21 protein-coding genes are annotated in these 23,497 nt (G+C 39.3%); 2 read left to right on the top strand and 19 right to left on the bottom strand.

Going from position 1 to position 23,497, the window contains the following annotated elements; genetic code table 11:
- Positions 1-97: 97 nt before the first annotated feature.
- The 10 genes from EL087_RS02535 to rplK form a co-directional block, all read right to left on the bottom strand.
- Positions 98-703 carry a superoxide dismutase gene (locus EL087_RS02535; protein ID WP_003040044.1) on the bottom strand — a complete coding sequence of 202 codons (606 nt, stop codon included), beginning with the start codon at positions 701-703 and terminating at the stop codon, positions 98-100.
- A gap of 70 nt (positions 704-773) precedes the next feature.
- A complete protein-coding gene (gene holA / locus EL087_RS02530) occupies positions 774-1,811 on the bottom strand; it encodes a DNA polymerase III subunit delta (RefSeq protein WP_003040195.1) in 1,038 nt (345 codons plus the stop codon).
- A gap of 81 nt (positions 1,812-1,892) precedes the next feature.
- The gene (cvfB, locus tag EL087_RS02525; protein WP_003028203.1) at positions 1,893-2,747 is read right to left on the bottom strand and encodes an RNA-binding virulence regulatory protein CvfB; all 855 of its coding nucleotides are present in this window, start codon (positions 2,745-2,747) and stop codon (positions 1,893-1,895) included.
- Between the two features lie 351 nt (positions 2,748-3,098).
- Complete coding sequence (gene frr / locus EL087_RS02520) at positions 3,099-3,656, bottom strand: ribosome recycling factor (protein WP_003028205.1); 558 nt, start codon at positions 3,654-3,656, stop codon at positions 3,099-3,101.
- Positions 3,657-3,659: 3 nt separating this feature from the next.
- Complete coding sequence (gene pyrH / locus EL087_RS02515) at positions 3,660-4,400, bottom strand: UMP kinase (RefSeq protein ID WP_003028206.1); 741 nt, start codon at positions 4,398-4,400, stop codon at positions 3,660-3,662.
- A 170-nt stretch (positions 4,401-4,570) separates the two neighbouring features.
- Positions 4,571-5,773: an NADP-dependent isocitrate dehydrogenase gene (icd, locus tag EL087_RS02510; RefSeq protein WP_182465776.1), complete on the bottom strand. Its 1,203-nt coding sequence runs from the start codon at positions 5,771-5,773 to the stop codon at positions 4,571-4,573.
- Positions 5,760-6,878, bottom strand: coding sequence for a citrate synthase (locus EL087_RS02505; protein WP_126406678.1), 1,119 nt, complete (start codon positions 6,876-6,878; stop codon positions 5,760-5,762). The genes icd and EL087_RS02505 overlap by 14 nt, the downstream gene beginning before the upstream one ends.
- Positions 6,875-9,544, bottom strand: a complete 2,670-nt coding sequence (acnA, locus tag EL087_RS02500) for an aconitate hydratase AcnA (protein WP_126406676.1) — start codon at positions 9,542-9,544, stop codon at positions 6,875-6,877. The genes EL087_RS02505 and acnA overlap by 4 nt, the downstream gene beginning before the upstream one ends.
- A gap of 231 nt (positions 9,545-9,775) precedes the next feature.
- Positions 9,776-10,465 (bottom strand): 50S ribosomal protein L1, encoded by a 690-nt coding sequence (gene rplA, locus EL087_RS02495; protein WP_126406674.1) that lies wholly within the window; start codon positions 10,463-10,465, stop codon positions 9,776-9,778.
- 89 nt (positions 10,466-10,554) lie between these two features.
- A complete protein-coding gene (rplK, locus tag EL087_RS02490; RefSeq protein ID WP_003025466.1) occupies positions 10,555-10,980 on the bottom strand; it encodes a 50S ribosomal protein L11 in 426 nt (141 codons plus the stop codon).
- Positions 10,981-11,141: 161 nt separating this feature from the next.
- On the opposite strand from rplK, the gene EL087_RS02485 reads away from it, so the two are divergent.
- Positions 11,142-11,495: a DUF3397 family protein gene (locus tag EL087_RS02485; RefSeq protein ID WP_049533623.1), complete on the top strand. Its 354-nt coding sequence runs from the start codon at positions 11,142-11,144 to the stop codon at positions 11,493-11,495.
- A 44-nt stretch (positions 11,496-11,539) separates the two neighbouring features.
- Here EL087_RS02485 and EL087_RS02480 read toward each other — a convergent pair whose 3' ends face one another.
- The 4 genes from EL087_RS02480 to EL087_RS02465 form a co-directional block, all read right to left on the bottom strand.
- The gene (locus EL087_RS02480) at positions 11,540-13,891 is read right to left on the bottom strand and encodes an HAD-IC family P-type ATPase (protein ID WP_126406672.1); all 2,352 of its coding nucleotides are present in this window, start codon (positions 13,889-13,891) and stop codon (positions 11,540-11,542) included.
- 347 nt (positions 13,892-14,238) lie between these two features.
- Positions 14,239-16,536 (bottom strand): DNA translocase FtsK, encoded by a 2,298-nt coding sequence (locus tag EL087_RS02475; RefSeq protein ID WP_126406670.1) that lies wholly within the window; start codon positions 16,534-16,536, stop codon positions 14,239-14,241.
- Positions 16,537-16,621: 85 nt separating this feature from the next.
- Positions 16,622-16,831, bottom strand: a complete 210-nt coding sequence (locus tag EL087_RS02470) for a PspC domain-containing protein (RefSeq protein ID WP_003040327.1) — start codon at positions 16,829-16,831, stop codon at positions 16,622-16,624.
- A gap of 107 nt (positions 16,832-16,938) precedes the next feature.
- Positions 16,939-17,481, bottom strand: a complete 543-nt coding sequence (locus tag EL087_RS02465) for a DUF2798 domain-containing protein (RefSeq protein ID WP_313769824.1) — start codon at positions 17,479-17,481, stop codon at positions 16,939-16,941.
- Between the two features lie 143 nt (positions 17,482-17,624).
- On the opposite strand from EL087_RS02465, the gene EL087_RS02460 reads away from it, so the two are divergent.
- Complete coding sequence (locus EL087_RS02460) at positions 17,625-18,428, top strand: peptidylprolyl isomerase (protein ID WP_003028228.1); 804 nt, start codon at positions 17,625-17,627, stop codon at positions 18,426-18,428.
- Positions 18,429-18,617: 189 nt separating this feature from the next.
- Here the strand turns inward: EL087_RS02460 and EL087_RS02455 are convergent, their stop codons facing one another.
- The 5 genes from EL087_RS02455 to glmU all read right to left on the bottom strand — a co-directional run bounded on the left by EL087_RS02455 (position 18,618) and on the right by glmU (position 23,494).
- Positions 18,618-20,159, bottom strand: a complete 1,542-nt coding sequence (locus tag EL087_RS02455) for an ABC-F family ATP-binding cassette domain-containing protein (RefSeq protein ID WP_070671117.1) — start codon at positions 20,157-20,159, stop codon at positions 18,618-18,620.
- Positions 20,160-20,489: 330 nt separating this feature from the next.
- On the bottom strand, positions 20,490-21,182 hold the full coding sequence (locus EL087_RS02450) for a 5'-methylthioadenosine/adenosylhomocysteine nucleosidase (RefSeq protein WP_022525193.1): 693 nt from the start codon (positions 21,180-21,182) through the stop codon (positions 20,490-20,492).
- Between the two features lie 53 nt (positions 21,183-21,235).
- The gene (gene macP / locus EL087_RS02445; RefSeq protein ID WP_003028238.1) at positions 21,236-21,544 is read right to left on the bottom strand and encodes a cell wall synthase accessory phosphoprotein MacP; all 309 of its coding nucleotides are present in this window, start codon (positions 21,542-21,544) and stop codon (positions 21,236-21,238) included.
- A gap of 10 nt (positions 21,545-21,554) precedes the next feature.
- Positions 21,555-22,106: an NUDIX hydrolase gene (locus EL087_RS02440; RefSeq protein ID WP_126406668.1), complete on the bottom strand. Its 552-nt coding sequence runs from the start codon at positions 22,104-22,106 to the stop codon at positions 21,555-21,557.
- An 8-nt stretch (positions 22,107-22,114) separates the two neighbouring features.
- Positions 22,115-23,494, bottom strand: coding sequence for a bifunctional UDP-N-acetylglucosamine diphosphorylase/glucosamine-1-phosphate N-acetyltransferase GlmU (gene glmU, locus EL087_RS02435; RefSeq protein ID WP_126406667.1), 1,380 nt, complete (start codon positions 23,492-23,494; stop codon positions 22,115-22,117).
- Positions 23,495-23,497 lie beyond the last annotated feature (3 nt).

Raw genomic sequence — 23,497 nt, 5'->3', positions numbered from 1 at the left:
CAAATCTGGTTTTATTTGGAAGAAATTTATAGGTAATTTTACTATAACAGAAAAAACGAACCTTATCAGATTCGTTTTTTCTATCTCATTGCACACCTTATTTTGCTGCTGCGTACAATTCATTAACCTTATTCCAGTTGATGACTGAGAAGAATGCTTTGATGTAATCTGGACGAACATTGCGGTACTTCACATAATAAGCATGTTCCCAAACATCAATTCCTAAAATTGGTGTTTTCCCTTCAGAGATTGGTGTGTCTTGATTAGCAGTTGAAGTCACTTCTAATTTACCATCATTATTGACCACCAGCCAAGCCCAACCTGAACCAAAGCGACTTGCCGCAGCTGTTGTAAATGCTGCTTTGAAGTCATCAAATGAACCAAATGTTGCTTCAAGGTCTGCTGCTAATGCTGCTGATGGCTCTGTCTTTTCTGGTGTCATCAATTCCCAGAAAAGAGCATGGTTGAGATGACCACCACCGTTATTGATAACAGCTTGACGAATATCCGCTGGAATAGTTGCCACATCTGACAAAAGTTGCTCCAAATCCTCACCGATTTCAGGGTGTTTTGCCAGAGCTGCATTTACATTATTGACATAAGTATTGTGGTGTTTGTCATGATGCAAGTGCATCGTTTCTTCGTCAATATACGGTTCCAAAGCGTCGTAAGCATAAGGTAGATCAGGTAAAATAATTGCCATTGGTTTGTTCCCCTTTTTCAGTTTATATGAAAATGATAACGTAGAGCTACAAAATTTTCAACTTATTTGCTTATAAGTTGTGGGTAGCAATCTTTAACAAAGCCAAGTCAAATAAGTAACTTTTCTCATAAACTCCAGACTTGATTTGGTAATCTGTTTCAATCAAGCAAGCAAGTACTTTTTTTAGAAAATCAAGCTGTAAAGATCGCACATCACGTAAGGCATATTTGATTTGAAAAGGATTTACCTTTCGTCCTAAATAACTGGACAAGTCTGCTACAATCTGACTTTCGTTACGTCCATTTTCAAAGAGGATTTTCACTTGCGTAAATATCCGAAACTGTCCCAGCATAATCGCAATCAGCTTGATTTCGTCTTCACCTTGCAATGTCAAATCGCGCACTAGGCTTCTTGCCGCATCTACCTTTTGCTGCAAAATCATCTGGGTCAAGTCAAAAATATTGTCCTGCAAAGTCTTTGGAATCGCTTCAGCAATGTCATCACTTGTAATGATTCCATCTTTTTTATAGTCCTTTAAAAAAGCTAGGTTTTTGCTGATTTCACTAAAATCGAAACCAGACTTAATTAGCAATTCTTCTAAAACTTGCGAACGAAGTTCTAACCCCTGTTCTTGAACTTGCTTACTAAAGTAGGTGCGTAATTCTTGTTCTTTGGGCTCAGTTGCTTCAAACATTTTGCCATCCCGTTTGAGCAGCTTTACAATTCGCCGTTTGCTATCTAACTTTCCTTCCGCAAAAATGACTAATTTCGTTGTATCTGCGGGATTCTCCAAATATTGCTCAAAAGATTTTAGCTCATCATCCGTCAAATAGCGTTTTTTAGTTGTTGTCACATCCAAAAAATGATCCAAAATGACGATCTTCTCTTCAGAAAAGAAGGGCAAACTCACTAAATCAATCTCCACATCTGGATAAACAGCTTCTTTCATATCAAAATAAGCCATATTTAAATCTGCCGCATTATATCGAATTTGGCGTAAAAATTGTGATTTCATTGCTTCAAATTGACCTGTATCATCACCACTTAAAATCGTCAGATTAGGTAAATTTGTCACATTTACTGTTTTAATCTCTTCAATCGCTAACACAATGACCTCCTTTTATGAGGTTTCTTTTCTAACATACCTTTTATTCTATCAAAAATCTTAAAAATAAGATAGATTAGTATCTCAAACCAACTCCGTCCCAGTCACATCCTGCTTAATCTTACCAGCTTTCATGAGTCCACCAAGAGCTTTCTTAAACTGTCCCTTGGAAATACCGAAAGTGGCCTTGATGTCCTCCGGAGCTGACTTATCATTGAGGGTCATGAAGCCGCCATTGGTCTCCAGATAAGTCAGAATCATCTGGGCGTCATTTTCCAGCATCTCAAAAGAGCGAGGTTTGAGCGAAAGGTTTAAAGTCCGATCCACCTCTCTAAAACCAATGACACGCGCATCCAAGACCTGACCTAAACGCGGCTCTGTGTAACGCTCGCTGGGGTGGATAAAGCCCAGCATATTATTTTCAGGCAGATAGACAAAGGTTCCAGATAACTTCAAACGATAAACAATAGCCGGCCAATTTTGATTTTGCATATTATTATAAGCTGGACGAGCTAATTTCTGGAAATCTTCTTGGTAGGCTAAAAGCCCCCAAATGCGATCTTTTTTGTCTACATCCAGACGAATATAGAGGCAGTCGCCTTTTTTAGGCCAAAGTTCTTTTATTTCTGGCAAAATGTCAAGAGACACTACAATTTGCTTATCTGGAAGTCCTGTGTCAACAAAAACACCTAAGTCCTTGCGAACATCAGTCACTGTTCCCCAGCCAAAAGTCGTCTGGGTCGCTGTTACATCAAGAGTCGTCAAGCGAAGTTTCTGCTTCATGTCGCTGTAGGCAAAGCCCTTGACCGATTCGCCCAACTGATGCTTACCCTCTTCTTTAGCTAAAGCATACGTTTGCCCGTCTTTTTGGACAAAGTAAAAACGATCATTTTCATCGGTTACAAGACCTGTTATAAATGTTGCAAGATTTGTATTCATTTTTTATCTTTCTATCGTTTGAAGTAGATATGAAACATGTCTTCCCACTTCAAAAGAAGAAGCTGGAACAAAAGTGTTCAGCTTCCTTTGTTTATATAGTTATCATTCTAAGACGCAGTAGTTTGGAGAAACTATGTTGACTTTAGTCAATTAGAGTTTCCCATACACAATTAATGGCACTTTAGTGCCTAATCAATCACTGCTGAGTGAGCTCTAACTCATTGATCAATCAACTTTTACAGCCCTACTCGACTTTACGGAGATGGGACGACAAAATCAAGTTTCTAGGAAACGACTGATTTCTGTCCCATTCTCTTTGCTTTCTATTTTTTACTACATATAGAGAAAAGCTTACACTTCAATCAATTCTTTTTCCTTGCTGGCAGTCATTTCATCAATATGCTTAACTGCTTCATCTGTCACCTTTTGAATATCTTTTTCAAGTGTTTTCAATTCATCTTCAGTAATTTCTTTTGCTTTTTCTTGCTTTTTAGCTTCATCCATGGCGTCACGGCGGATATTACGAATAGCAATTTTAGCATTTTCGCCGACTTTCTTCACTTCCTTAGCAAGATTACGGCGAGTTTCTTCTGTCAAAGCAGGAATAACCAAACGAATAACTGTACCGTCACTCGCAGGAGTAATACCAAGGTCAGAAGCATTGAGTGCATGCTCAATATCCTTGATAGAAGATTTGTCAAACGGCGTCACCAAAAGGACACGCGCTTCAGGAATCGTGATAGACGCGATTTGATTGAGTGGAGTTTCCACTCCATAATACTCAACTGAAATCCGATCCAAAAGGCTGGCGTTCGCACGACCAGCACGAATGCTGCCAAATTCACGCGCTAAACTTTGATGTGATTGGGTCATTCTTTCTTTCGCTTTTTCTACAATTGCATTTGCCATAAATTATTCCTCTTCTTTATCTACATTATTTGAAACGGTTGTTCCGATTTGCTCACCAAAGACAACGCGTTTGATATTACCAGGTTCGTTCATATTAAAGACAACAAGGTCAATGTCATTATCCATTGAAAGAGTTGAAGCTGTTGAATCCATGATACGAAGACCTTTGTTAATCACGTCACGGTGAGTTAATTCATCAAATTTCACCGCAGTCTTATCTTTCTTAGGATCAGCGTTATAAACGCCGTCTACACCATTTTTTGCCATAAGAATTGCATCAGCTTCAATCTCAGCCGCGCGAAGGGCAGCTGTTGTATCTGTTGAGAAGTAGGGAGAACCAACTCCAGCACCGAAAATAACGATACGTCCTTTTTCCAAGTGTCGCAGAGCGCGTCCACGAATATAAGGTTCTGCTACTTGCTGCATAGCAATCGCTGTTTGTACGCGCGTATCCACCCCCACTTGTTGAAGTGAATCCGCCATGACCAAGGCATTCATGACTGTTCCTAACATTCCTGTGTAGTCAGCCTGCACACGATCCATTCCTGCTTCTGCCGCAGGCTCTCCACGCCAGAGATTTCCACCGCCGATAACAAGGGCGATTTCAATACCTAAATCATGTACTTCCTTGATTTCCTCTGCCATTTTTTGAACGGTTGAAATGTTAATTCCGATCCCTTTCTCACCAGCAAGAGCTTCACCTGATAATTTGATTAAAATACGTTTATATTTCGGGGCCACCATTTTTATTCTCCTTATTTTATCTGTACTATTTTACCATATTTTGAGATTTTTATATAGTCAAATTCTGTAAAAAATAAAAATTTCGAGAAAAAAGTAACACTCACAGGATTTAAAAAAACTCCATCCGAAGATAGAGTCCCACGATTTGTTTCATGTGTAAAAATCAGAACCTAAGCTAAAAAATCTAATAAAACCTGAGTGAAATCACTCGTTGAAAGCGCAGGAACACCTTCTATCTGACTAGCAAAATCATCTGTCATCTTTTGAAGTGCTAACGCTTTTTCAATCGCTTTTATAATAACTTGCGCAGCTTCGGACCACCCAATGTAATCAAACATCATGCAGGCAGACAACAAGAGTGAACAAGGATTTGCTTTATTTTGATTTGCGATATCAGGAGCTGTTCCATGCGTTGCTTCAAAAATAGCATGACCTGTTTCATAATTGATATTAGCTCCAGGAGCAATACCAATGCCACCAACTTGAGCAGCCAGAGCATCACTAACATAATCTCCATTCAAATTTGTCAAAGCTACTACTTGAAATTTTTCAGGATTTAATAGAATTTGTTGTAAAAAATTATCTGCAATCACATCTGTCACAATCAATTTCCCAGCTGCTAATTCCTTTGCAAACTCCTTCTCTGAAAGCTCATAGCCCCATTTTCTGAAACCACCTTCTGTAAATTTTTGGATATTCCCTTTATGAACCAGAGTTACGTTTTTTACATTGGCAGATAGAGCATAATGGATCGCTGCACGAATCAACCGTTCACTTCCTTGGCGTGAAATTGGTTTAATGCCAATAGCACTTGTCTTCGGAAAACGAATTTTATCAATTCCCATTTTCTCTTGCAAAAATTGTATCACTTTTTGAGCCTCATCAGACTCACTTTCCCATTCGATTCCTGCATAAATATCTTCGGTATTTTCACGAAAAATTGTCATATTCGTCTTTTCAGGATGTCGTAGTGGGCTAGGAACGCCCGCAAAATACCGTACGGGACGTACACAAGCGTAGAGATCTAGTTCTTGACGCAAGGCAACATTTAAAGAACGAATGCCGCCACCAACAGGAGTTGTAAGAGGACCTTTAATCGCAACTAAATGATGCTTGATTGTCGTTAAAGTCTCTTCTGGCAACCATTCTCCTGTCAAACGAAAGGCTTTTTCTCCCGCCAATATCTCTTTCCAAAAAATCTTTCTACTGCTTTTATAAGCTATCTCCACTGCTTTATCCAAGACAAACTGTGCATTTTTCCAAATGTCATGCCCAATTCCATCACCTTCGATGTAAGGGACAACGGGATTATCAGGAACTAGCAACTGCTTATTCACAAGGCGAATTCTTTCTGCCATTTTATCTCCTCCCAATAGGAATATAATGTAAATTTTGAGCGCCAACATAATGAGAGCGAGGTCTAATCAGCTTATTATTTTTGCGTTGCTCTTGAATGTGAGCAATCCAGCCAGACATCCGACTCATTGCAAAAATCAATGTATAGATACTACTGTCAATACCTAAAACATGATAAACCGTTGCTGAGTAAAAATCTACATTCGGTATTAAATGCTTGGTGTGCTTCATATAACGTTCGATTTCTTCTGAAATCTGGTACCAAATTTCTTTTTCTGTCCCCTTTGTCAATTCCTCTGCCATTTCTCGCAAATATTTTTCACGAGGATCCTGTGTTTTATAAACACGATGACCAAAGCCCATGATTTTTTCATGTGAGGCTAATTTTCGATCCAAATATGCATTCGTATCGCCCTCTGCTTTAATTTCCTTTAACATGTCAAAGACGAATTCATTGGCTCCTCCATGAAGTGACCCTTTTAAAGCGCCGATTGCCGCCGTCACACAAGAATAAATATCGGTTAAAGTGGAAGCACATACCCGCGCTGCAAAAGTTGAAGCATTTAGCTCGTGATCTGCATGAAGAACCAGAGCACGATTGAAAGCTTGAATTTCTAATTCTGTTGGTTCCTGCCCATTTAACATATATAAAAAGTTCGCTGCAAATTCTAAATCTTTTCTCGGTTCAATCGGAGTTTGTCCCAATCTCAACCTTGTAAATGTTGCAATGATCGTTGGAATCTTAGCCATCAATTGAATACTTTGTTCATAAGTTGCTTCTAGAGACGTCTCTTCGGCATGGATATTATAAACTCCTAAAAGACTAACTGTAGAACGCAATACACTCATTGGATGCAGATGCTTGCGCGATTGGATGAGAATACATTGTTCCACCGCATCACTAATGGCATAATTGGCACGTAAATCGTTCACAAAATGTTTCAATTCAATCTGAGTTGGCAAATGCAAATTCCAAAGTAGGTAAATGACTTCTTCAAAACTTGCATTATTCTCCATCAATTCGGAAATATTATAGCCTGCATAAGAAAGAGTATCATCTATAATCTGACTGATACGAGTCTCACAGGCAATCGTATCTTTTAAACCATTGCTTTGTGTCATTGTTTCACCTCTTGCAATTTCTTTCTAACCACCATTGGTAAAATCCCTCCATTTTCATAATAACGAATATCCGCGTCTGCATCAAAACGAAGACGTGCTTTAAATCGTGTGATTCGATCGCCTTCTTTTGCAATAACCGTTATGATTTGCCCTACCTGTGGCTCTTTCGGCAATTGAATATCAAACGTTTCTTTTCCAGTTAATCCAAGATTTTGAGCATTTTCGCCGTCCAAATATTGAAGAGGAAGAATGCCCATCATGACTAAATTGGAGCGGTGAATTCTTTCAAAACTTTCAGCTAAAACCACTTTAACACCCAAAAGATTTGCTCCTTTAGCTGCCCAATCACGACTAGAACCCATACCATAATCGCGACCTGCCAAAATAATCGTATCCACTTTTTCTTTCTTATAACACATAGCAGCTTCATAAATCGGCATCAGTTCACCCTTATACTTTGTATAACCACCAAGTTTTCCAGCTGCTAGTTCATTTTTTATCCGAATATTGGCAAAGGTGCCTCTCATCATCACTTCATGATTCCCGCGACGACTACCATAAGAATTAAAGTCTTGATAGCTTACACCATGTTCCTCTAAATATGATGCTGCTGGACTATTTCTAGCAATATTTCCTGCTGGAGAAATATGGTCTGTCGTAATCGTATCTCCAAATTTTGCTAAAACAGCCAGATTTTTCAACGGTTGAATGCTTGTATCATCTCCCAAGCCATCAAAGTAAGGAGGATTTTGTATATAAGTAGAGGCTTGATTCCAGTGATAGATTTTCGATTTTTTCGTTGGAATTTGATTCCATTTTTCACTATCAGTAAAAACATGCTCATACTCTTTTTTAAACAAACTACTGGTAACGTATTTTTGTACATAATCTGCTACCAAATCATGATTTGGCATAAGATCCATGAAGTAAACAGGTAGTCCATTCCTATCATATCCAAGCGGTTCACTTGTTAAATCAATATTTGTATTCCCAGCTAAAGCATAAGCGACCACCAGTGGCGGACTAGCTAAAAAATTTGCTTTAACCAAAGGATTGATTCGACCTTCAAAATTCCGATTACCTGATAGGACAGCGCTAGCAAGTAAATCCGTATCCGTAATTGCTTTTGCCACTTCTGGTAACAAATTTCCAGAATTGCCAATGCAAGTGGTGCAGCCATATCCAACAACATTAAAACCTAATTTGTCCAGATAGACTTGGAGACCACTCTCCTTCAAATAAGCCGTAACAACCTTACTGCCTGGTGCAAGTGACGTTTTGACTGTTTTTGAAACACGCAATCCTTTTTCCACAGCACGTTTAGCTACTAAGCCTGCCGCCATTAAGACATATGGGTTGGAGGTATTGGTACAACTAGTAATTGCTGCAATAGCGACATGACCCGTTTTAATCTCTTCTTCATAATCGTCAAACAATGCCGTCGCTGTTTTCCTCAATTCCTCTCTCGGCAAACCAAAACCTCGAACACCCGCTTCTCGGATAAGACTTGCTTGAAATTCTTGCTTAGCATTTGTCAATTCAATTAAATCCTGTGGCCGTTTGGGACCAGAAATACTTGGAACAATGGTGGATAAATCAATCTCAACAACTTTTGAATAAATTGGCTCCACTTTTTCATCATAAAATAGATGATTCTTTTGAGCATAGAGCTTCGTTAACACAATATGTTCTTCTTTCCGATTTGTTAGTCGCATATAACGAAGTGTCTCTTCATCAATAGGAAAGTAACCGCAGGTTGCTCCATATTCTGGCGCCATATTTGCAACTGTTGCGCGGTCTGCCAAACTAAGTGTTGCTAGTCCTTCCCCAAAATATTCCACAAATTTTCCAACTACATTTTCTTGTCGTAATCGTTGCGTTACTTTTAAAGCTAAGTCTGTTGCCGTTGCAATCTTGGGCAATTCCCCAACTAAGCGTACACCAATCACTTCTGGAATTGGAAAATAGGAGGCTTCTCCCAACATAGCAGCTTCTGCTTCAATTCCTCCAACTCCCCAGCCAAGAACCCCTATTCCATTGATCATTGTTGTATGACTGTCTGTTCCAAACATTGAATCTGGATAAAGCATGCCGTCTTTTTCAATAACAACATCACTAAGGAATTCAATATTAACTTGGTGAATAATCCCAGTTGCAGGTGGAACTGCACGATAATTATCAAAAGATTGCTCAGCCCATTTCAAAAATTCATACCGCTCATTATTACGTGAAAATTCTTTTGTTATATTTTCTTTCAAAGCAGTCTCACAGCCATAACAATCAACTTGCACACTATGGTCAATGACTAAATCCACAGGAATTTCAGGATTGATAAGCTCTGGGTCTCCTCCATTTGTTACAACTGCATCGCGCATACTTGCCAAGTCAACAACAACTGGTACTCCCGTAAAGTCCTGTAAAATAACACGACTTGGTTTAAAGGGCACTTCACCTTTCGGTTTAACAGCTTGATAGTGCATTAGATTTTCTATGTGATGTTTTCTTACAGCATCACCATCTTCTTTTCGCAACAGACTTTCTAATAACATGCGAATAGAATAAGGAAGACTGTCTAAGTTTCCACCCATATCTAATGCCGCTTTTTCGAGATCAATATAGCTATATTCTTGATTTCCTTGATGTAATATAGATTTGTATCTTACCATGAGAAACCTCCCACTAGGAATAATTATTTTATATTATACAATTTTACGAAAATTCATGCAATAGTTTTTGTAAAAATATGTAAGAAAATATAACACAGGAGGTTTTTGCTTTAAATATGTATCCCCCCTGCAAATTTTATTCCAAATATAAAAAGCGATGAATTCATCAATCCAACGCTTTTAATTTTAGTAAAAGAAAAACTCCATCCGAAGACAGAGTTTCGATTCTAATTAAAGTGAGTTGACATCAACCTTAATACCTACACCTTGAGTAGTGGTAACAGTAAGATTAGTCATATAAGTTCCTTTTACTGTAGCTGGTTTAGCTTTTGCAATCACATCGTGGAATGCTTTGAAGTTTTCAACCAACTTATCAGCATCAAATGAAACTTTACCAATGATAGCTTGTACGTTCCCTGCACGATCAGCACGGTAAGTAATTTTACCGCCTTTAGATTCTTCAACCGCTTTAGCAACATCCATTGTTACGGTACCAGTTTTAGGGTTTGGCATCAAGTTACGTGGTCCAAGGATACGTCCAAGACGTCCAACAAGTGCCATCATATCAGGTGTAGCAATTACGACATCAAAGTCAAGCCAGCCACCGTTGATTTTTGCAACGAGGTCATCTTCACCAACGAAGTCTGCACCAGCAGCTTTTGCTTCTTCTGCTTTTGCACCACGTGCAAAAACAAGCACACGTTGGGTTTTACCAGTTCCGTTTGGAAGAACCATTGCACCACGGATTTGTTGATCCGCTTTTTTCACATCAATGTTCAAGTTATAAGCAACTTCTACAGTTGCGTCAAATTTTGCAAAGTTTGTTTCTTTTGCAAGTGCTACAGCTTCTTCTACGCTGTATGCTTTTGTGCTGTCGATTTTTTCAAGAGCAGCACGAAGTTGTTTGCTTTTTTTAGCCATTTTCTATTCTCCTTGTAAGTGGTTCAATCGATTTTCATCTCCCACGTCCTTCTCGTCTGATGAAGTCTTGCGGGTTTGGGTGTTATTGATTAGTCAACAACAGTGAATCCCATAGAACGAGCAGTACCTTCGATCATACGCATTGCAGACTCAAGGTTTGCAGCGTTCAAATCTGGCATCTTAGTTTCAGCAATTTCTTGTACTTGTGCACGAGTAACTGTTGCAACTTTTGTTTTGTTTGGTGTACCTGATCCTTTTTCAACACCTGCAGCTTTTTTCAAAAGAACAGCAGCTGGTGGTGTCTTTGTTACGAAAGTAAATGATTTATCTTCGTATACAGAGATGACAACTGGAATAATCATGCCAGCTTGATCAGCTGTGCGAGCATTGAACTCTTTCGTAAATCCCATGATGTTGATACCAGCTTGACCAAGCGCAGGACCAACTGGTGGAGCTGGAGTAGCTTTACCAGCAGGGATTTGCAATTTTACAAGTTTTTCGACTTTTTTAGCCATTTTTAAATCCTCCTTTGTGGTTTTGGCGGTAACGTAATATTTTTACCTCCCACAAGTATGCTTATGCATACTTTTCTATTATACACTAAACCTGCTAAATTGCAAGAAAAAACACGAAAAATTTTTCTATCTTTCTCCAGTTTTTATGGTAAAATAAACTTATGACATTATTAAAAATCGCATCTATTTTATTTATCTTTTTAACCATTATTTTAACCATTATTATCACTAAATTATTTCGCCTGAAACGGTTTGGCTTGAATTTTGCAGATCTGGCTTTTCCACTTTTTGTGTTGGAATTCTATATCATCTCTGATAGAGCTTTCTACCACAGTCTCTTGCCAGAATTGGCGTTAGCTCTCTCTGCTTTAGCAATTGCCATTACTGTCTACTTTCTTCGAGTTAAACGCAGTTTTTACTATCCTAAGTTCTTTAAATTTTTCTGGCGAGCTGGTTTTATTTTGACCTTCTTTCTCTACCTCGCCATGGTGATTGGCTTATTTTTAGCAAAATAATAAAAAATATCGGACAGACTCATCTGCTTCCGATATTTTTATATTTAATATTTTGTTGAGAACTTATCAAATAGAGCAAATAACTTATTTGTTATGAATTGGAACAATCTCATAAGTGATTCTAACATCAAGGAGAGAATGACTGTGAGGATAATGGTAATCGGTGAGATTTTAGATAACAAAAAGATAGAGTGAAATAACAAGCCTGAAATCACCAAGCCGATGATGTTAAAGATTACAACAATGGTTTTCATTCGATTGAGAGGATGGATAAGCTTGATGATGATAATGAAACCAACTACTGCCAATAAGATAACAGACGATGTCGCAACTTCTTGCGTGGATAATCGAAAAATCCGACCACAAGCCATGACAATCAAAACGGCTAGTAAATCAACAAAAGCTGCTGGTATGGCATTCTGTAAAACCGTTCTGATAAAACGCCCTCGAATGCGCTGCTTATTAGGCTCCAAAGCTAACATAAATCCGGGTATACCAATAGTGAACGCACTAATCAAGGAAACTTGTGATGCCTGCAAAGGATAGGTAAAAGCAAACAAACTAGATAAGATAGCAAGGGAAATAGAAAAAATATTTTTCACAAGAAATAAACTAGCGGAACGCTGAATGTTATTGACAACCCTACGTCCTTCTGTCACAATATGCGGCATATGCGAAAAGTCAGAATCCAGCAAAACAACTTGTGCAATCTGCTTGGTAGCATTGTTGCCAGACTCCATAGCAATGCTGCAATCTGCAGTCTTCATTGCTAAAATATCATTTACACCATCCCCTGTCATGGCGACTTTGTGCTGATTAGCTTGAAGTGCTTGGACTAATTTTTGTTTCTGTTGAGGGGTCACTCGACCAAAGACCGTATATTTTTCAACTGCTTGAGTGATTTTTTCATCAGTATCCAAGTTTTGCGCGTCTACATAATTTTCTGCATGAGGAATCTCTGCTTTGGCAGCCACTGCAGCAACTGTTACAGGATTATCTCCTGAGATAACTTTGACTTCCACACCTTGAAGAGCAAAATAGGAAAAGGTTTCAGCTGCATTTTCTCGAATTGGATTTTCTAATAAGATGAAAAGTAGGGGGTCTACTGTTTGAGTCAAATCACCTGTAAATGGCTGATTTTTTGATTCAGCAAAAACAAGAACGCGTGAGCCGCTTTCTGCATATTGTTGAAAATAGCTGCGATATTCTTCCAACTTTTCTTTTAATACAAACTCTGGAGCACCTAAAATAAAATTGCCTTCTTTGAAAGAAATAGCACCAAACTTGGTCTTTGAACTAAACGGAAGGGCCTTCACTACGGTCCAAGCCTTTTCTACTACTTCTGAAGCAAAAAAGTCTCGAATTGCTACAATCGTTTCATTTTCATCTGGACTTGCTGCCAAATATCGTTTAAGAGCTTCCTGTGAGGCATTATTGTCTTGCTGAACAGAGAGTACTTGTGCAACTTTCATCGTATTTTCCGTAATGGTTCCTGTCTTATCTACACACAAAACATCTACACGAGAAAGAGACTCAATCCCTTTCATACTATTTAATAAAACCTGCTGTCTTGCTAGACTAGCTGCTCCCAAAGCCAGCGCCAGAGTCATCAAAAGATAAAGCCCCTCTGGAATCATACCGATAATAGCTCCTACCGTGGAGACAATACTAACTTGAAAACTTTCGTGATTGGTCACATAACTTTGGAAAAATAGAAGAAGCCCTAAAGGAATAATCAAAAATCCAATCACTTTAACCAGATTATTGACCGAACGTACCATTTCCGATTCTTCTTTTCCAGAGACTTCTTTTGCTTTCAATGTCAGTTGATTGATGTAGGATTCATCGCCTACTTTTTCCAAGCGAGCATAGGCTTTGCCAGATACGACAAAACTGCCTGACATGACAGTATCATCTATTTGCTTTGCGATTTCATCTGCTTCTCCTGTTAACTGTGATTCATTGACTTTCAATTCACCTGATACAATCTTAGCGTCTGCATAGATTTGATCTCCTGTCGAGAAAAGAACGATATCATCTTGTACTAAATCTTTTGTCTCTAGTTGGATTTCTTTACCGTCTCGCACGACAATCGCTGTATAGTGATGAAGCAACTGCATGTTGCTCAATATTTTGCGCGCTCTAAGCTCTTGAACAATTCCAATCAAAGAATTGATAATAACAATAGGTAAAAAAAGTAAATTATTCCATGATTGTACAATAACTAGCAACACAGCAAGGACAAAAAATATAAAATTAAAATAAGTAAACACATTCGACTGAATGATTTGCCAAGTTGTTTTTTCCGTGCTAACCGTTACTTCGTTGACCAAGCCTTTTTGGACGCGTGCTTTAACTTCTTTTTGACTAAGCCCTGTAAGTATCTCTTTTGACATATAGCCTCCATTTACAAGTCATGGTCTAATTTTATCAAAAAAGTCGAGTTTAAACCGTAGAAAACTTACAGAATTGAAAAATGTGAGATTTTCCATACCTTTTCTACAAAACTTTCAAAATAAAACAGCTACAGAAAAAGAGGCTGGGACAAAAGTCCTTAACCTCGTCAGATTTTTATGAGTTTCTTGCAAGTCGCAGTGGTTGAGTGGGTTCTATGTGGTTGATAAATCAACCTTTACAGCCCTACTCAACTGTGCGGGGATGGGACGACAAAATCAAATTTCTTCGAAATTACCGATTTTTGTCCCACTCCCAAGGATGTTACATTTTTTAAACAGCACCTATTTTAGTTATTCATTAAAACTTTTCTTGGCTTGGTGCCTTCTGCTGGACCGATGACACCTGCAGCTTCCAACTCTTCCATCAGTCGAGTCGCACGATTAAATCCGACGGACAATCGACGTTGGAGCATTGAAGCACTCGCTTTTTGCGTTTCTATGACCAAAGCCTTGGCTTCTTCAAAGAGTGGATCACCTTGTTCACTCTCACTACCTGAATCCATGTCATTCTCAGATACTTCGCCTGGGTCAAAATTATCATCATAGTCTGCTTCGGCTTGATTCTTAACAAAAGTGACAATGCGCTCCACATCTTCATCAGAGATGAACGATCCTTGCAGACGAACAGGATGATTTTCATCAATTGGCTTAAAGAGCATATCCCCACGTCCCAAGAGTTTCTCTGCACCATTTTCATCTAGAATCGTTCGGCTATCAGTTCCACTAGAGACAGCAAAAGCAATTCGCGATGGGACATTTGCCTTGATGAGCCCAGAGATAACATCAACAGACGGTCGCTGAGTGGCCAAAATCATGTGAATACCAGCCGCTCGAGCTTTTTGTCCCAAGCGAATAATGGCGTCTTCCACTTCTTTGCTGGCTACCATCATGAGGTCTGCCAACTCATCCACAATAACCACAATCAAAGGAAGAGGAATTTGTTTATATTCTGGTTGACTAGCATTGTACTCGGCTACTTTGGCATTGTAACCTGCAATATTGCGAGCACCAACCTTAGAAAAGAGCTCATAGCGATTTTCCATTTCATCGACCACTTTTTGCAAAGCCCGACTCGCTTTGCGAGGATTGGTCACAACAGGGATCAGTAAGTGAGGAATATCATTATAGACAGACAATTCGACCATTTTAGGATCGACCATCATGAACTTGACTTCATCTGGTCGTGCTTTCATGAGAATACTAGCAATAATACCGTTGACTGCAACGGATTTCCCTGAACCAGTCGAACCTGCTACTAGCAAATGAGGCATTTTTGCCAAATCAAACGTCCGAACAGAGCCATTGACAGCCTTTCCTAAAGGAATTTCGAGTAATTTCTTATCATCTGTCTTAGATTGCTCCCAGAGTTCACGGAAAGTGACCATTGCAATCTCGGAATTTGGTACTTCAATTCCGACTAGAGATTTTCCCGGAATAGGTGCTTCAATCCGCACATCTTTAGCTGCCAAAGCCAGAGCTAAATCGTCAGCCAGATTGGAAATGCGATTGACCCGCACTCCGACAGCTGGCTTGACCTCGTACTTAGTCACAGACGGTCCGATTTCAGCACGTTCAACGCTAGCACGAATGCCAAAGCTAGCAAATGTTTCTTCTAAAATCTTGATATTTTCGCGAACAATTTTCTTTTCTTTGGATTGATTTTTAGGCTTGTCTGGCGCAAACAAATTGATTGTTGGAAGTTTGTAATCTAAACTTTCTTTGGGGGTGAAATTAACCTCAACATCTTCATCTGTGTTATCTTGCTGCTCTTCTTTGTGTTGTTTCTCAGACAAACTCTCATCATAATCATAAATTTCTGGTTCTGCTTCTTCAAACTGAATCGGCGTATGAGCTAAGACCTCATCATCTAAAATTTCTCCCGTTTCGGGATCAATTTGTGGCTCGTCTTGCTCTACTTGAATAGCACTCATCGCTGCTTGCGCAGCTTTTTCTTCTTTTTCGATAAAACGTTGCTGACGCCTTGCTTCTCGCTTTTCACTCCAAGCATGATAGGTTTCACTTAATTTTTCAAAAATATCATAAATCGAATATGGACCGATGAGTAGCGCCCCTAGCAATATTAAGAGGAGCCCGATAAAGTAGGTGCCAATATTTGAAAATAAAAAGGCTATAGGAGTATAGAGTGTCGCTCCTAATAAACCACCACCAGCAAAAGCACTGACTTTAACAGCTGTCAAATCCGTTAAAATCCGTGACAAGGTTGTACTTAGAACCTGTCCTTTTAAATTTAAAACATTTACAAAATAAGCTTGAAACATAAGCAGCAAGCCAATAAAAATACTGAAAAAGCCTGATTTATACCCTTCATGCTTATTGACCCACTTAAAAAAGAAAAGATAAATGAGACTGGCTATAATAACTACATAAGCTAAACTTCCTACCAATAAGCGAATGAGATTGTAAAGAGTGATCCCAACGGCACCCCATTTTAATGCTGCAAAAAGAAGCAAAAAAGCTACTCCGAAAGTTATCAACATCCTCCGAATGGCCTTTTGCCGTTCTAACTCTGCTTTTGTAGGTCGTCTCGTTGTCCGACCTTTTTTACTATTTTTCTTACTTGCCATAACTTTTATTATACCATAAGTCGGACACTAATCCAATGAAAGAAAAAAGCAGAAAATCAATGTTCCTGCTTTTAAATAATAATCTTTACTTCCAAATCACATCACCATCACCATCATCTACTGGTAAAACAAACCACAAAATCAAATAAGGGATTAGACCGATTCCATATACAAAAAATGCTACTCCCCAGATCAGTCGCACAATGGTAGGATCTATGTCAAAATAATTTGCTACGCCTGCACAGACACCTGCAATTTTCTTATTCCGCACATCTCTTGTCAATCGTTTAGCCATTCTCTATCCCTCCTTTATAAATCTATTATAACATAAATTTTTTACCACTAAATAAATATCATAAAGAAGTTCCATAATCTGGTTGACAGATATTATCGGCAGCAAGATTAAAAAAGTTGCTGTTGCAGTTGACCTAGAATAAAGCGAGAAATTGGTCCAACAATCAGAAAATTCAAGGGAAAAGCCACAATAAAATTGGTTAGCCAAGTTTCTAGATAATTGGCTAGTGAAAGCGGTACGCTGTTAAAAAATATACCATAAAAAGGCATCAATGAAACCATAATCAGAACCATACCACCTGAAACAACGAGGATCTTCTGCCAAGGTTTATGGCGTTCTGTTAAAAATTTAAAAGCAACTCCCTTCACAACTTGTCCTGCCACAAGAAGGTCTAAGAGAAAAGTTGTAATCAATCCAGGAACATATCCCATTGCTAGATGAGCCCATGAAAAATATCCTACAACGGACAGGTTCCAAATGCTCATTCCAAATACCATCATGCTGCACATAAGGGCTGTAAAAAAATAATGATTCCTTAAAATTCTTCGGCATAAAAACTCCATTTCTTTGTTGATAAACGCTATTTTAGCACAAAAAATTTTTTTCTCGTAAGCAAATTTACAAAACTTTTCATAAGAAAATGTTTTCATACTTTAAACGATTGAACTATCTTTACATCAAAAAAGTAGCCCGATAGTGCCTTTCAGTTAGCATGGACAAACTCTCAAAAGGTTTGAAAAAGGCTTTTATTTATAGTAAAATGTGAATAGTTCAACATTCAGAAAGGAAATCTATGAAAAAATTACTTATCTTAGGACTGGCTGCTGGTTTATTTTTGACAGGCTGTACAAACTTACAAAGAGCTATTAGAGGAAATGACTATGTAGACTCCAGCCTTGCTTCCGAATCCAGCTCAAGAGCAGCGGAAAAACAAAAAGAAGAGCAAAAAGCTGCTTTGAGCGATAAAAATGCTAACTTTCCACAGCTGTCTGACAAGGTCGCTGACGATGAAGCGGAAGTGAAAATAACCACAACTGAAGGTGCTATTTCTATGAAGCTTTTTCCAAAATATGCTCCACTTGCAGTTGAAAATTTCTTAACGCATACTAAGGAAGGTTATTATAACGGCGTGACTTTCCACCGTGTCATTAAGAACTTTATGATTCAAACAGGAGACCCTAAGGGAGACGGTACTGGTGGTGAATCCATTTGGAAAGGCAAAAATTCTAAGATCGACTCTGGAAGTGGCTTTAAAACAGAGATTTCGTCTTATCTCTACAATATCCGTGGCGCATTAGCCATGGCTCGTTCTTCCAATCCAAATTCCAACGGTAGTCAATTTTTCATCAACCAAAATACCAAGGACAGTTCTAATCAGCTCTCTAGTACAACTTATCCTGAAAAAATCATTGAAGCCTATAAAAAAGGTGGAAATCCAAGTTTAGATGGAAATTACACTGTCTTTGGGCAAGTCATTTCTGGCATGGAGGTCGTGGATAAAATCGCTGCTACCGAGACTGGCGAAAACGACAAACCCAAAAAAGAAATTAAAATTGAGAAAATTGAAGTCATCAAGGACTATACATTTAAGAAATAATCACAAAACGAGTCTGGGCAAAAATGTTCCAGACTCGTTTACTTTCTAGAATAAAACTCATTGAGTGGTCTCTAATGTGCTGATGCTATCAGCTTTTACAGCCCTACTCAACCTTACGGAGTGGTGGGACGACAAAATCGATTTCTTACGAAATACTGATTTTTGTCCTACACCCCGTTTTCTTTACGCCTACGTTAATTGATTAAAATCCCAAATCTGATCTACCCATCCTTTGTAGAAGTCAGGCTCATGGCAGACCATGAGAATACTGCCTTTGTATGCTTGAAGAGCGCGCTTGAGCTCATCTTTGGCATCCACATCGAGGTGATTCGTAGGCTCATCCAGTACTAAGACATTATTTTCTCGGTTCATGAGGAGACAAAGTCGAACCTTAGCCTGCTCACCTCCTGAGAGAACCTGAATCTGGCTTTCAATATGCTTGGAGGTCAGCCCACAACGAGCCAGAGTAGCACGAACTTCCGCTTGATTGAGTGACGGGAAAGCATCCCAAACAGCTTCCAAAGGGGTCTGGCGATTACCACCAGCTGTCTCCTGCTCAAAATAGCCCAATTCCAAATAGTCTCCACGCTCTACTTGACCAGCAAGAGGAGGAATGATTCCAAGCAAACTTTTTAAAAGAGTTGTCTTCCCGATTCCGTTGGCTCCGATAATGGCAACTTTCTGATTGCGCTCAAAGGTTAGATTAAGGGGCTTTGTCAAAGGACAATCGTAACCAATTTGCAACTCTTCTGCTTGAAAAATAAAGCGCCCTGGTGTACGAGCTATTTTGAAGCCAAAGGAAGGCTTAGACTTCTCACCCTGCAATTCAATCAGCTCCATTTTGTCTAATTTTTTCTGGCGGGACATAGCCATATTGCGGGTAGCCACCCGAGCTTTGTTGCGCGCTACAAAGTCTTTTAAATCGGCAATTTCCTTTTGCTGGCGCTCGTAAGCTGCTTCCAACTGAGATTTCTTCATCTCATAAACTTCTTGGAATTGATAATAATCACCAGAATAGCGGGTCAAGTTTTGATTTTCTACATGGTAGACGATATTGATTACATCGTTTAAGAAAGGAATATCATGGGAAATGAGCACGAAAGCATTTTCATAATTTTGCAGATAGCGCTTGAGCCAATCAATATGCTCTGCGTCCAAATAGTTGGTAGGCTCATCTAAGAGCAAGATGTCTGGTTTTTGAAGGAGAAGTTTTGCTAAGAGCACCTTGGTTCGTTGACCTCCAGAAAGAGCGGTGACATCCGTTTCCATACCGTAATCCATAACCCCTAAAGCACGAGCTACCTCATCAATCTTAGCATCTAAAGTATAAAAGTCTCGACTTTCCAATCGCTCCTGCAATTCACCCACTTCTTCCATAAGGACATCAATATCAGCTCCGTCTTCTGCCATAGCTAGATATATCTCATTGATTCGAGACTCAGTCTTGAAAAGTTCATCAAAAGCCGTCCGCAACACATCACGCACGGATTGACCTTCTTTCAACACAGCGTGCTGATCCAAGTAACCAGCTGTCACATACTTGGACCACTCAACCTTGCCTTCATCTGGCAACAATTGACCAGTTACAATGCTCATAAAGGTGGATTTCCCTTCACCGTTTGCTCCAACTAAACCGATATGCTCACCCTTAAGCAAGCGGAAAGATACATCCTCAAAAATAGCCCGGTCACCAAAACCGTGGCTCAAATTTTTCACTTCTAAAATACTCATTCTTATAAAACTTTCTGATTTATTGAGCGTGAGATAGAATCTGCACTTCAAAAATTATATCATCTTCTTGGTCAAATTGGCAAGGACAGAAAAAATAGTCTGGAATAACAGTATTCCAGACTCGATAAAACTCAATGCACTGTAGTTGAATACCTTCTAATGCTGATACTATCAGCTTTTTCAGACTTACTCAACCTTGCAGGGCTGGGACAACAAAATCAATTGCTGACAAAACGCTGATTTTGTTCCATTCTTATTTCATAATGTTAAACAGCCAACTATAAAGCCTGATAAAGCCAAGCTCTCCATCTACAACTGCTAACTCATTCTTTAAATTAATTCTTTCAAAAACGCTATCAAGGTCTCAGCTGATCGCCTGCCAGCTTCATGGATAAATTCGTCAAAGCTGATATTTGCGTCATGAGAAGCTGTATCACTCATGGCACGAATGACCATAAAAGGCAGACCGATAGAATGGGTTGCTTGCGCAATGGCTGCTCCTTCCATTTCTACTGCTAAAACATCTGAAAAATGCTGCTTAATGGCTTGAATCTTGTCTTGTCCCGCAATAAAACTGTCTCCTGTTGCAATCAAGCCAACGCGACTTGTCTGATGTGTCTTTTCTAAAAGCTTCCTCATCTCAGAAACCAAATAGCGGCTCGCTTCAAAATACAGTGGCTGGCGCGCCATTTGTCCGTATTCATAGCCAAAAGCTGTTACATCTACATCGTGGTACACTAGCCGGTCAGCCACTACAACATCGCCGATTTGCAAGCCTTCGGCTACCGCACCAGCAGAACCCGTATTGATGACAGCCGTCACTTTAAACTCATTGACCAAAACAGCCACGCTCATAGCAGACATGACCTTTCCGATCCCGCTTTCCACCAGCACGACTTCATGACAACCGATACTTCCCGTATGATAAACATGTCCCAAACGTAAGTGCTTTTCAGCATTTTCCAAGTTTTCCACTAAGATTTTTAGTTCCTCAGGCATAGCCGCAATAATTCCGATTTTCATGTTTTCCTCTCGTTCTATCATAAAAAAAGCGAAAGTCTAAGCTTCTCGCTTTTTTATAGCCAAATAATAGCAGCAATCAAAGCCATCAAAAGCAGGACAATCCAAAATAGAATTTTGTTTAATTTCGCTTGGAATACTCCACGTTTTGCATTTTCAATGCGTCGGCTTTTGGTCACCGTTGGTTCTACATCAATTTGCAGCGTATCTTGATTGAAACCGCTAGTTGGAGAAGAATCACCAAACTGACTTCTAGTCGTTTTTAAAATTTTGGTTTCTTCCTCATCATGCAAAGGTGGACCTGAAATATCTTCACCACGATTTGCCCGTTCAATCATTTCATCTGTTAATAAAGGTCTTCCCATGAGCGTTCCCCTATCTTCGATTCATTTTCATTTCCCAATATTGGAGTGCAATAATGGTTTTTGCATCACAAATATCACCACTAGCAAGGAGAGCTTTCGCTTCTTCCAAGGTCACTTCATAGAGTTCTAAGGTCTCGTCCTCATCTTGTGGACGAGGATTTTCAACTTTTGTTAAATGGCTAGCGCTATAAAGTCTGATTCGCTCATTGCAAAAGCCAATCGCCGAATAGAAATCATAGAGCAATTCCAATTCACCTGTATAGCCGGTCTCTTCTTCCAATTCACGCAAAGCTGCAGCCTCAGGATCCGCATTTTCACCAACCTCTAACTTTCCAGCTGGAATTTCATAAGAGGTTGCTTCAATAGCTTTGCGATACTGCTTAACCAAAATTATTTTATCTTCTGGTGTTAGCGCGATAACTGCCACCGCTCCATTATGGAAAATCAAATCACGGTAAGCTGTTCCTTTTCCTGCTGGTAACTGAACTTCGTCTTTTACAAGTTTAAAAATAGGACCTTGGTAAATTTCTGTTCGTTTTAGTGTTTTTTCTTCAAAATCCATAGCAATTCCTACTTATTATCTGGATGATGCGGCAAGCGTTTAGCGTATTCTTCTTTATTGATCTGACGACCACGACCAAGAGCAATCGCATCAGCTGGCACATCCTTGGTAATGGTTGAGCCTGCACCTACAAGAGAATTGTCCCCAAGTTCTACCGGCGCAATAATGGTTGAATTAGAACCTACAAAGACATTGTTCCCAATGACGGTCTTAAATTTGTGCTGTCCGTCATAATTAACTGTAATCGTTCCAGCGCCAAAATTGACATTCGCACCCACTTCAGAATTACCAATATAGGTCAGATGCCCAGCTTTGGTATTTTCACCGATAGAAGAACCTTTCACTTCAACGAAATTACCAACATGTACATTTTTAGCAAGGCTTGAATCTGGGCGAACATGAGCGTAAGGTCCCACCGTTACACCGTCTGCAACTGTAGACTCTTCAATCATCGAATTGGTAATAACCGTTTGTTCACCAATAACAGAGTCAACAATATACGTACCATTTGTCAGAATGCTGCCTGCACCAATTTTCGTTGTTCCTTTCAAGGTAACATTGGCTTCAATTTGGACTTCTGGTTCAATCTGTACGTCTACATCAATATAAGTCGTTTCTGGATTTACAAAACTAACGCCATTCACCATGTGAGCTTGATTGATTCGACGACGCATAATACTTTCTGCCGTTGCCAATGCCACGCGGTCATTGACACCAAGACTTTCATCAAAGTCTTTCAGAGTATAAGCGCCGACTTTTTCGCCATTCTCACGGAAAATGCCGATTACATCTGTGATGTAGTATTCTCCTTGCGCATTGTTGGTATTGATATTTTTCAGGGCTTCAAAAAGACGAGCGTTATCAAAAATATACGTTCCTGTATTGATTTCTTTGATTTGCTTTTCAAAATCCGAAGCATCCTTTTGCTCCACAATTTTGATCACTTCTTCCTGCTGATTACGGACAATCCGTCCATAACCAAATGGATTTTCCGCTTCTGCTGTCAAAATCGTTGCAACATTTTTGTGGTTGACATGAAAATCAATCAGATTTTTCAAGCTTTCTCCTGTGATTAAAGGAGTGTCTCCTGCAATGACTAATGTTTGCCCTGCCAAACCTTCCAGCACAGGCTCTGCCATCATCACAGCATGACCGGTTCCTAATTGCTCCGTTTGACGAACAAACTCTGTCTGCCCTGCCAATACCTGCTCCACCAGCTCTGCCTTATGTCCAACTACTGTCACAGTCTTTTCAGGTGCGATAGCAGCAACACTTCTAAATACATGTTCTAACATTGAAATTCCAGCAACTTTGTGAAGCACTTTTGGTAAATCTGATTTCATGCGAGTGCCTTTTCCAGCTGCTAAAATAATTGCATAGTTTGTCATAAT

Source organism: Streptococcus milleri, from assembly GCF_900636525.1.
GTDB classification, from domain to species: Bacteria; Bacillota; Bacilli; order Lactobacillales; family Streptococcaceae; genus Streptococcus; species Streptococcus hominis.
Note: the sequence above shows the minus strand (reverse complement) of the source record. Positions and strands in the feature narration are given on the sequence as shown.

What these genes read in the sequence shown, in the direction of transcription:
- EL087_RS02535 (WP_003040044.1), bottom strand. Translation starts at nt 703, where the DNA reads ATGGCAATTATTTTACCTGATCTACCTTATGCTTACGACGCTTTGGAA.
- cvfB (WP_003028203.1), bottom strand. Translation starts at nt 2,747, where the DNA reads ATGAATACAAATCTTGCAACATTTATAACAGGTCTTGTAACCGATGAA.
- frr (WP_003028205.1), bottom strand. Translation starts at nt 3,656, where the DNA reads ATGGCAAATGCAATTGTAGAAAAAGCGAAAGAAAGAATGACCCAATCA.
- pyrH (WP_003028206.1), bottom strand. Translation starts at nt 4,400, where the DNA reads ATGGTGGCCCCGAAATATAAACGTATTTTAATCAAATTATCAGGTGAA.
- EL087_RS02505 (WP_126406678.1), bottom strand. Translation starts at nt 6,878, where the DNA reads ATGACACAAAGCAATGGTTTAAAAGATACGATTGCCTGTGAGACTCGT.
- acnA (WP_126406676.1), bottom strand. Translation starts at nt 9,544, where the DNA reads ATGGTAAGATACAAATCTATATTACATCAAGGAAATCAAGAATATAGC.
- rplA (WP_126406674.1), bottom strand. Translation starts at nt 10,465, where the DNA reads ATGGCTAAAAAAAGCAAACAACTTCGTGCTGCTCTTGAAAAAATCGAC.
- rplK (WP_003025466.1), bottom strand. Translation starts at nt 10,980, where the DNA reads ATGGCTAAAAAAGTCGAAAAACTTGTAAAATTGCAAATCCCTGCTGGT.
- EL087_RS02485 (WP_049533623.1), top strand. Translation starts at nt 11,142, where the DNA reads ATGACATTATTAAAAATCGCATCTATTTTATTTATCTTTTTAACCATT.
- EL087_RS02480 (WP_126406672.1), bottom strand. Translation starts at nt 13,891, where the DNA reads ATGTCAAAAGAGATACTTACAGGGCTTAGTCAAAAAGAAGTTAAAGCA.
- EL087_RS02475 (WP_126406670.1), bottom strand. Translation starts at nt 16,536, where the DNA reads ATGGCAAGTAAGAAAAATAGTAAAAAAGGTCGGACAACGAGACGACCT.
- EL087_RS02470 (WP_003040327.1), bottom strand. Translation starts at nt 16,831, where the DNA reads ATGGCTAAACGATTGACAAGAGATGTGCGGAATAAGAAAATTGCAGGT.
- EL087_RS02465 (WP_313769824.1), bottom strand. Translation starts at nt 17,481, where the DNA reads ATGAAAACATTTTCTTATGAAAAGTTTTGTAAATTTGCTTACGAGAAA.
- EL087_RS02460 (WP_003028228.1), top strand. Translation starts at nt 17,625, where the DNA reads ATGAAAAAATTACTTATCTTAGGACTGGCTGCTGGTTTATTTTTGACA.
- EL087_RS02455 (WP_070671117.1), bottom strand. Translation starts at nt 20,159, where the DNA reads ATGAGTATTTTAGAAGTGAAAAATTTGAGCCACGGTTTTGGTGACCGG.
- EL087_RS02450 (WP_022525193.1), bottom strand. Translation starts at nt 21,182, where the DNA reads ATGAAAATCGGAATTATTGCGGCTATGCCTGAGGAACTAAAAATCTTA.
- macP (WP_003028238.1), bottom strand. Translation starts at nt 21,544, where the DNA reads ATGGGAAGACCTTTATTAACAGATGAAATGATTGAACGGGCAAATCGT.
- EL087_RS02440 (WP_126406668.1), bottom strand. Translation starts at nt 22,106, where the DNA reads ATGGATTTTGAAGAAAAAACACTAAAACGAACAGAAATTTACCAAGGT.
- glmU (WP_126406667.1), bottom strand. Translation starts at nt 23,494, where the DNA reads ATGACAAACTATGCAATTATTTTAGCAGCTGGAAAAGGCACTCGCATG.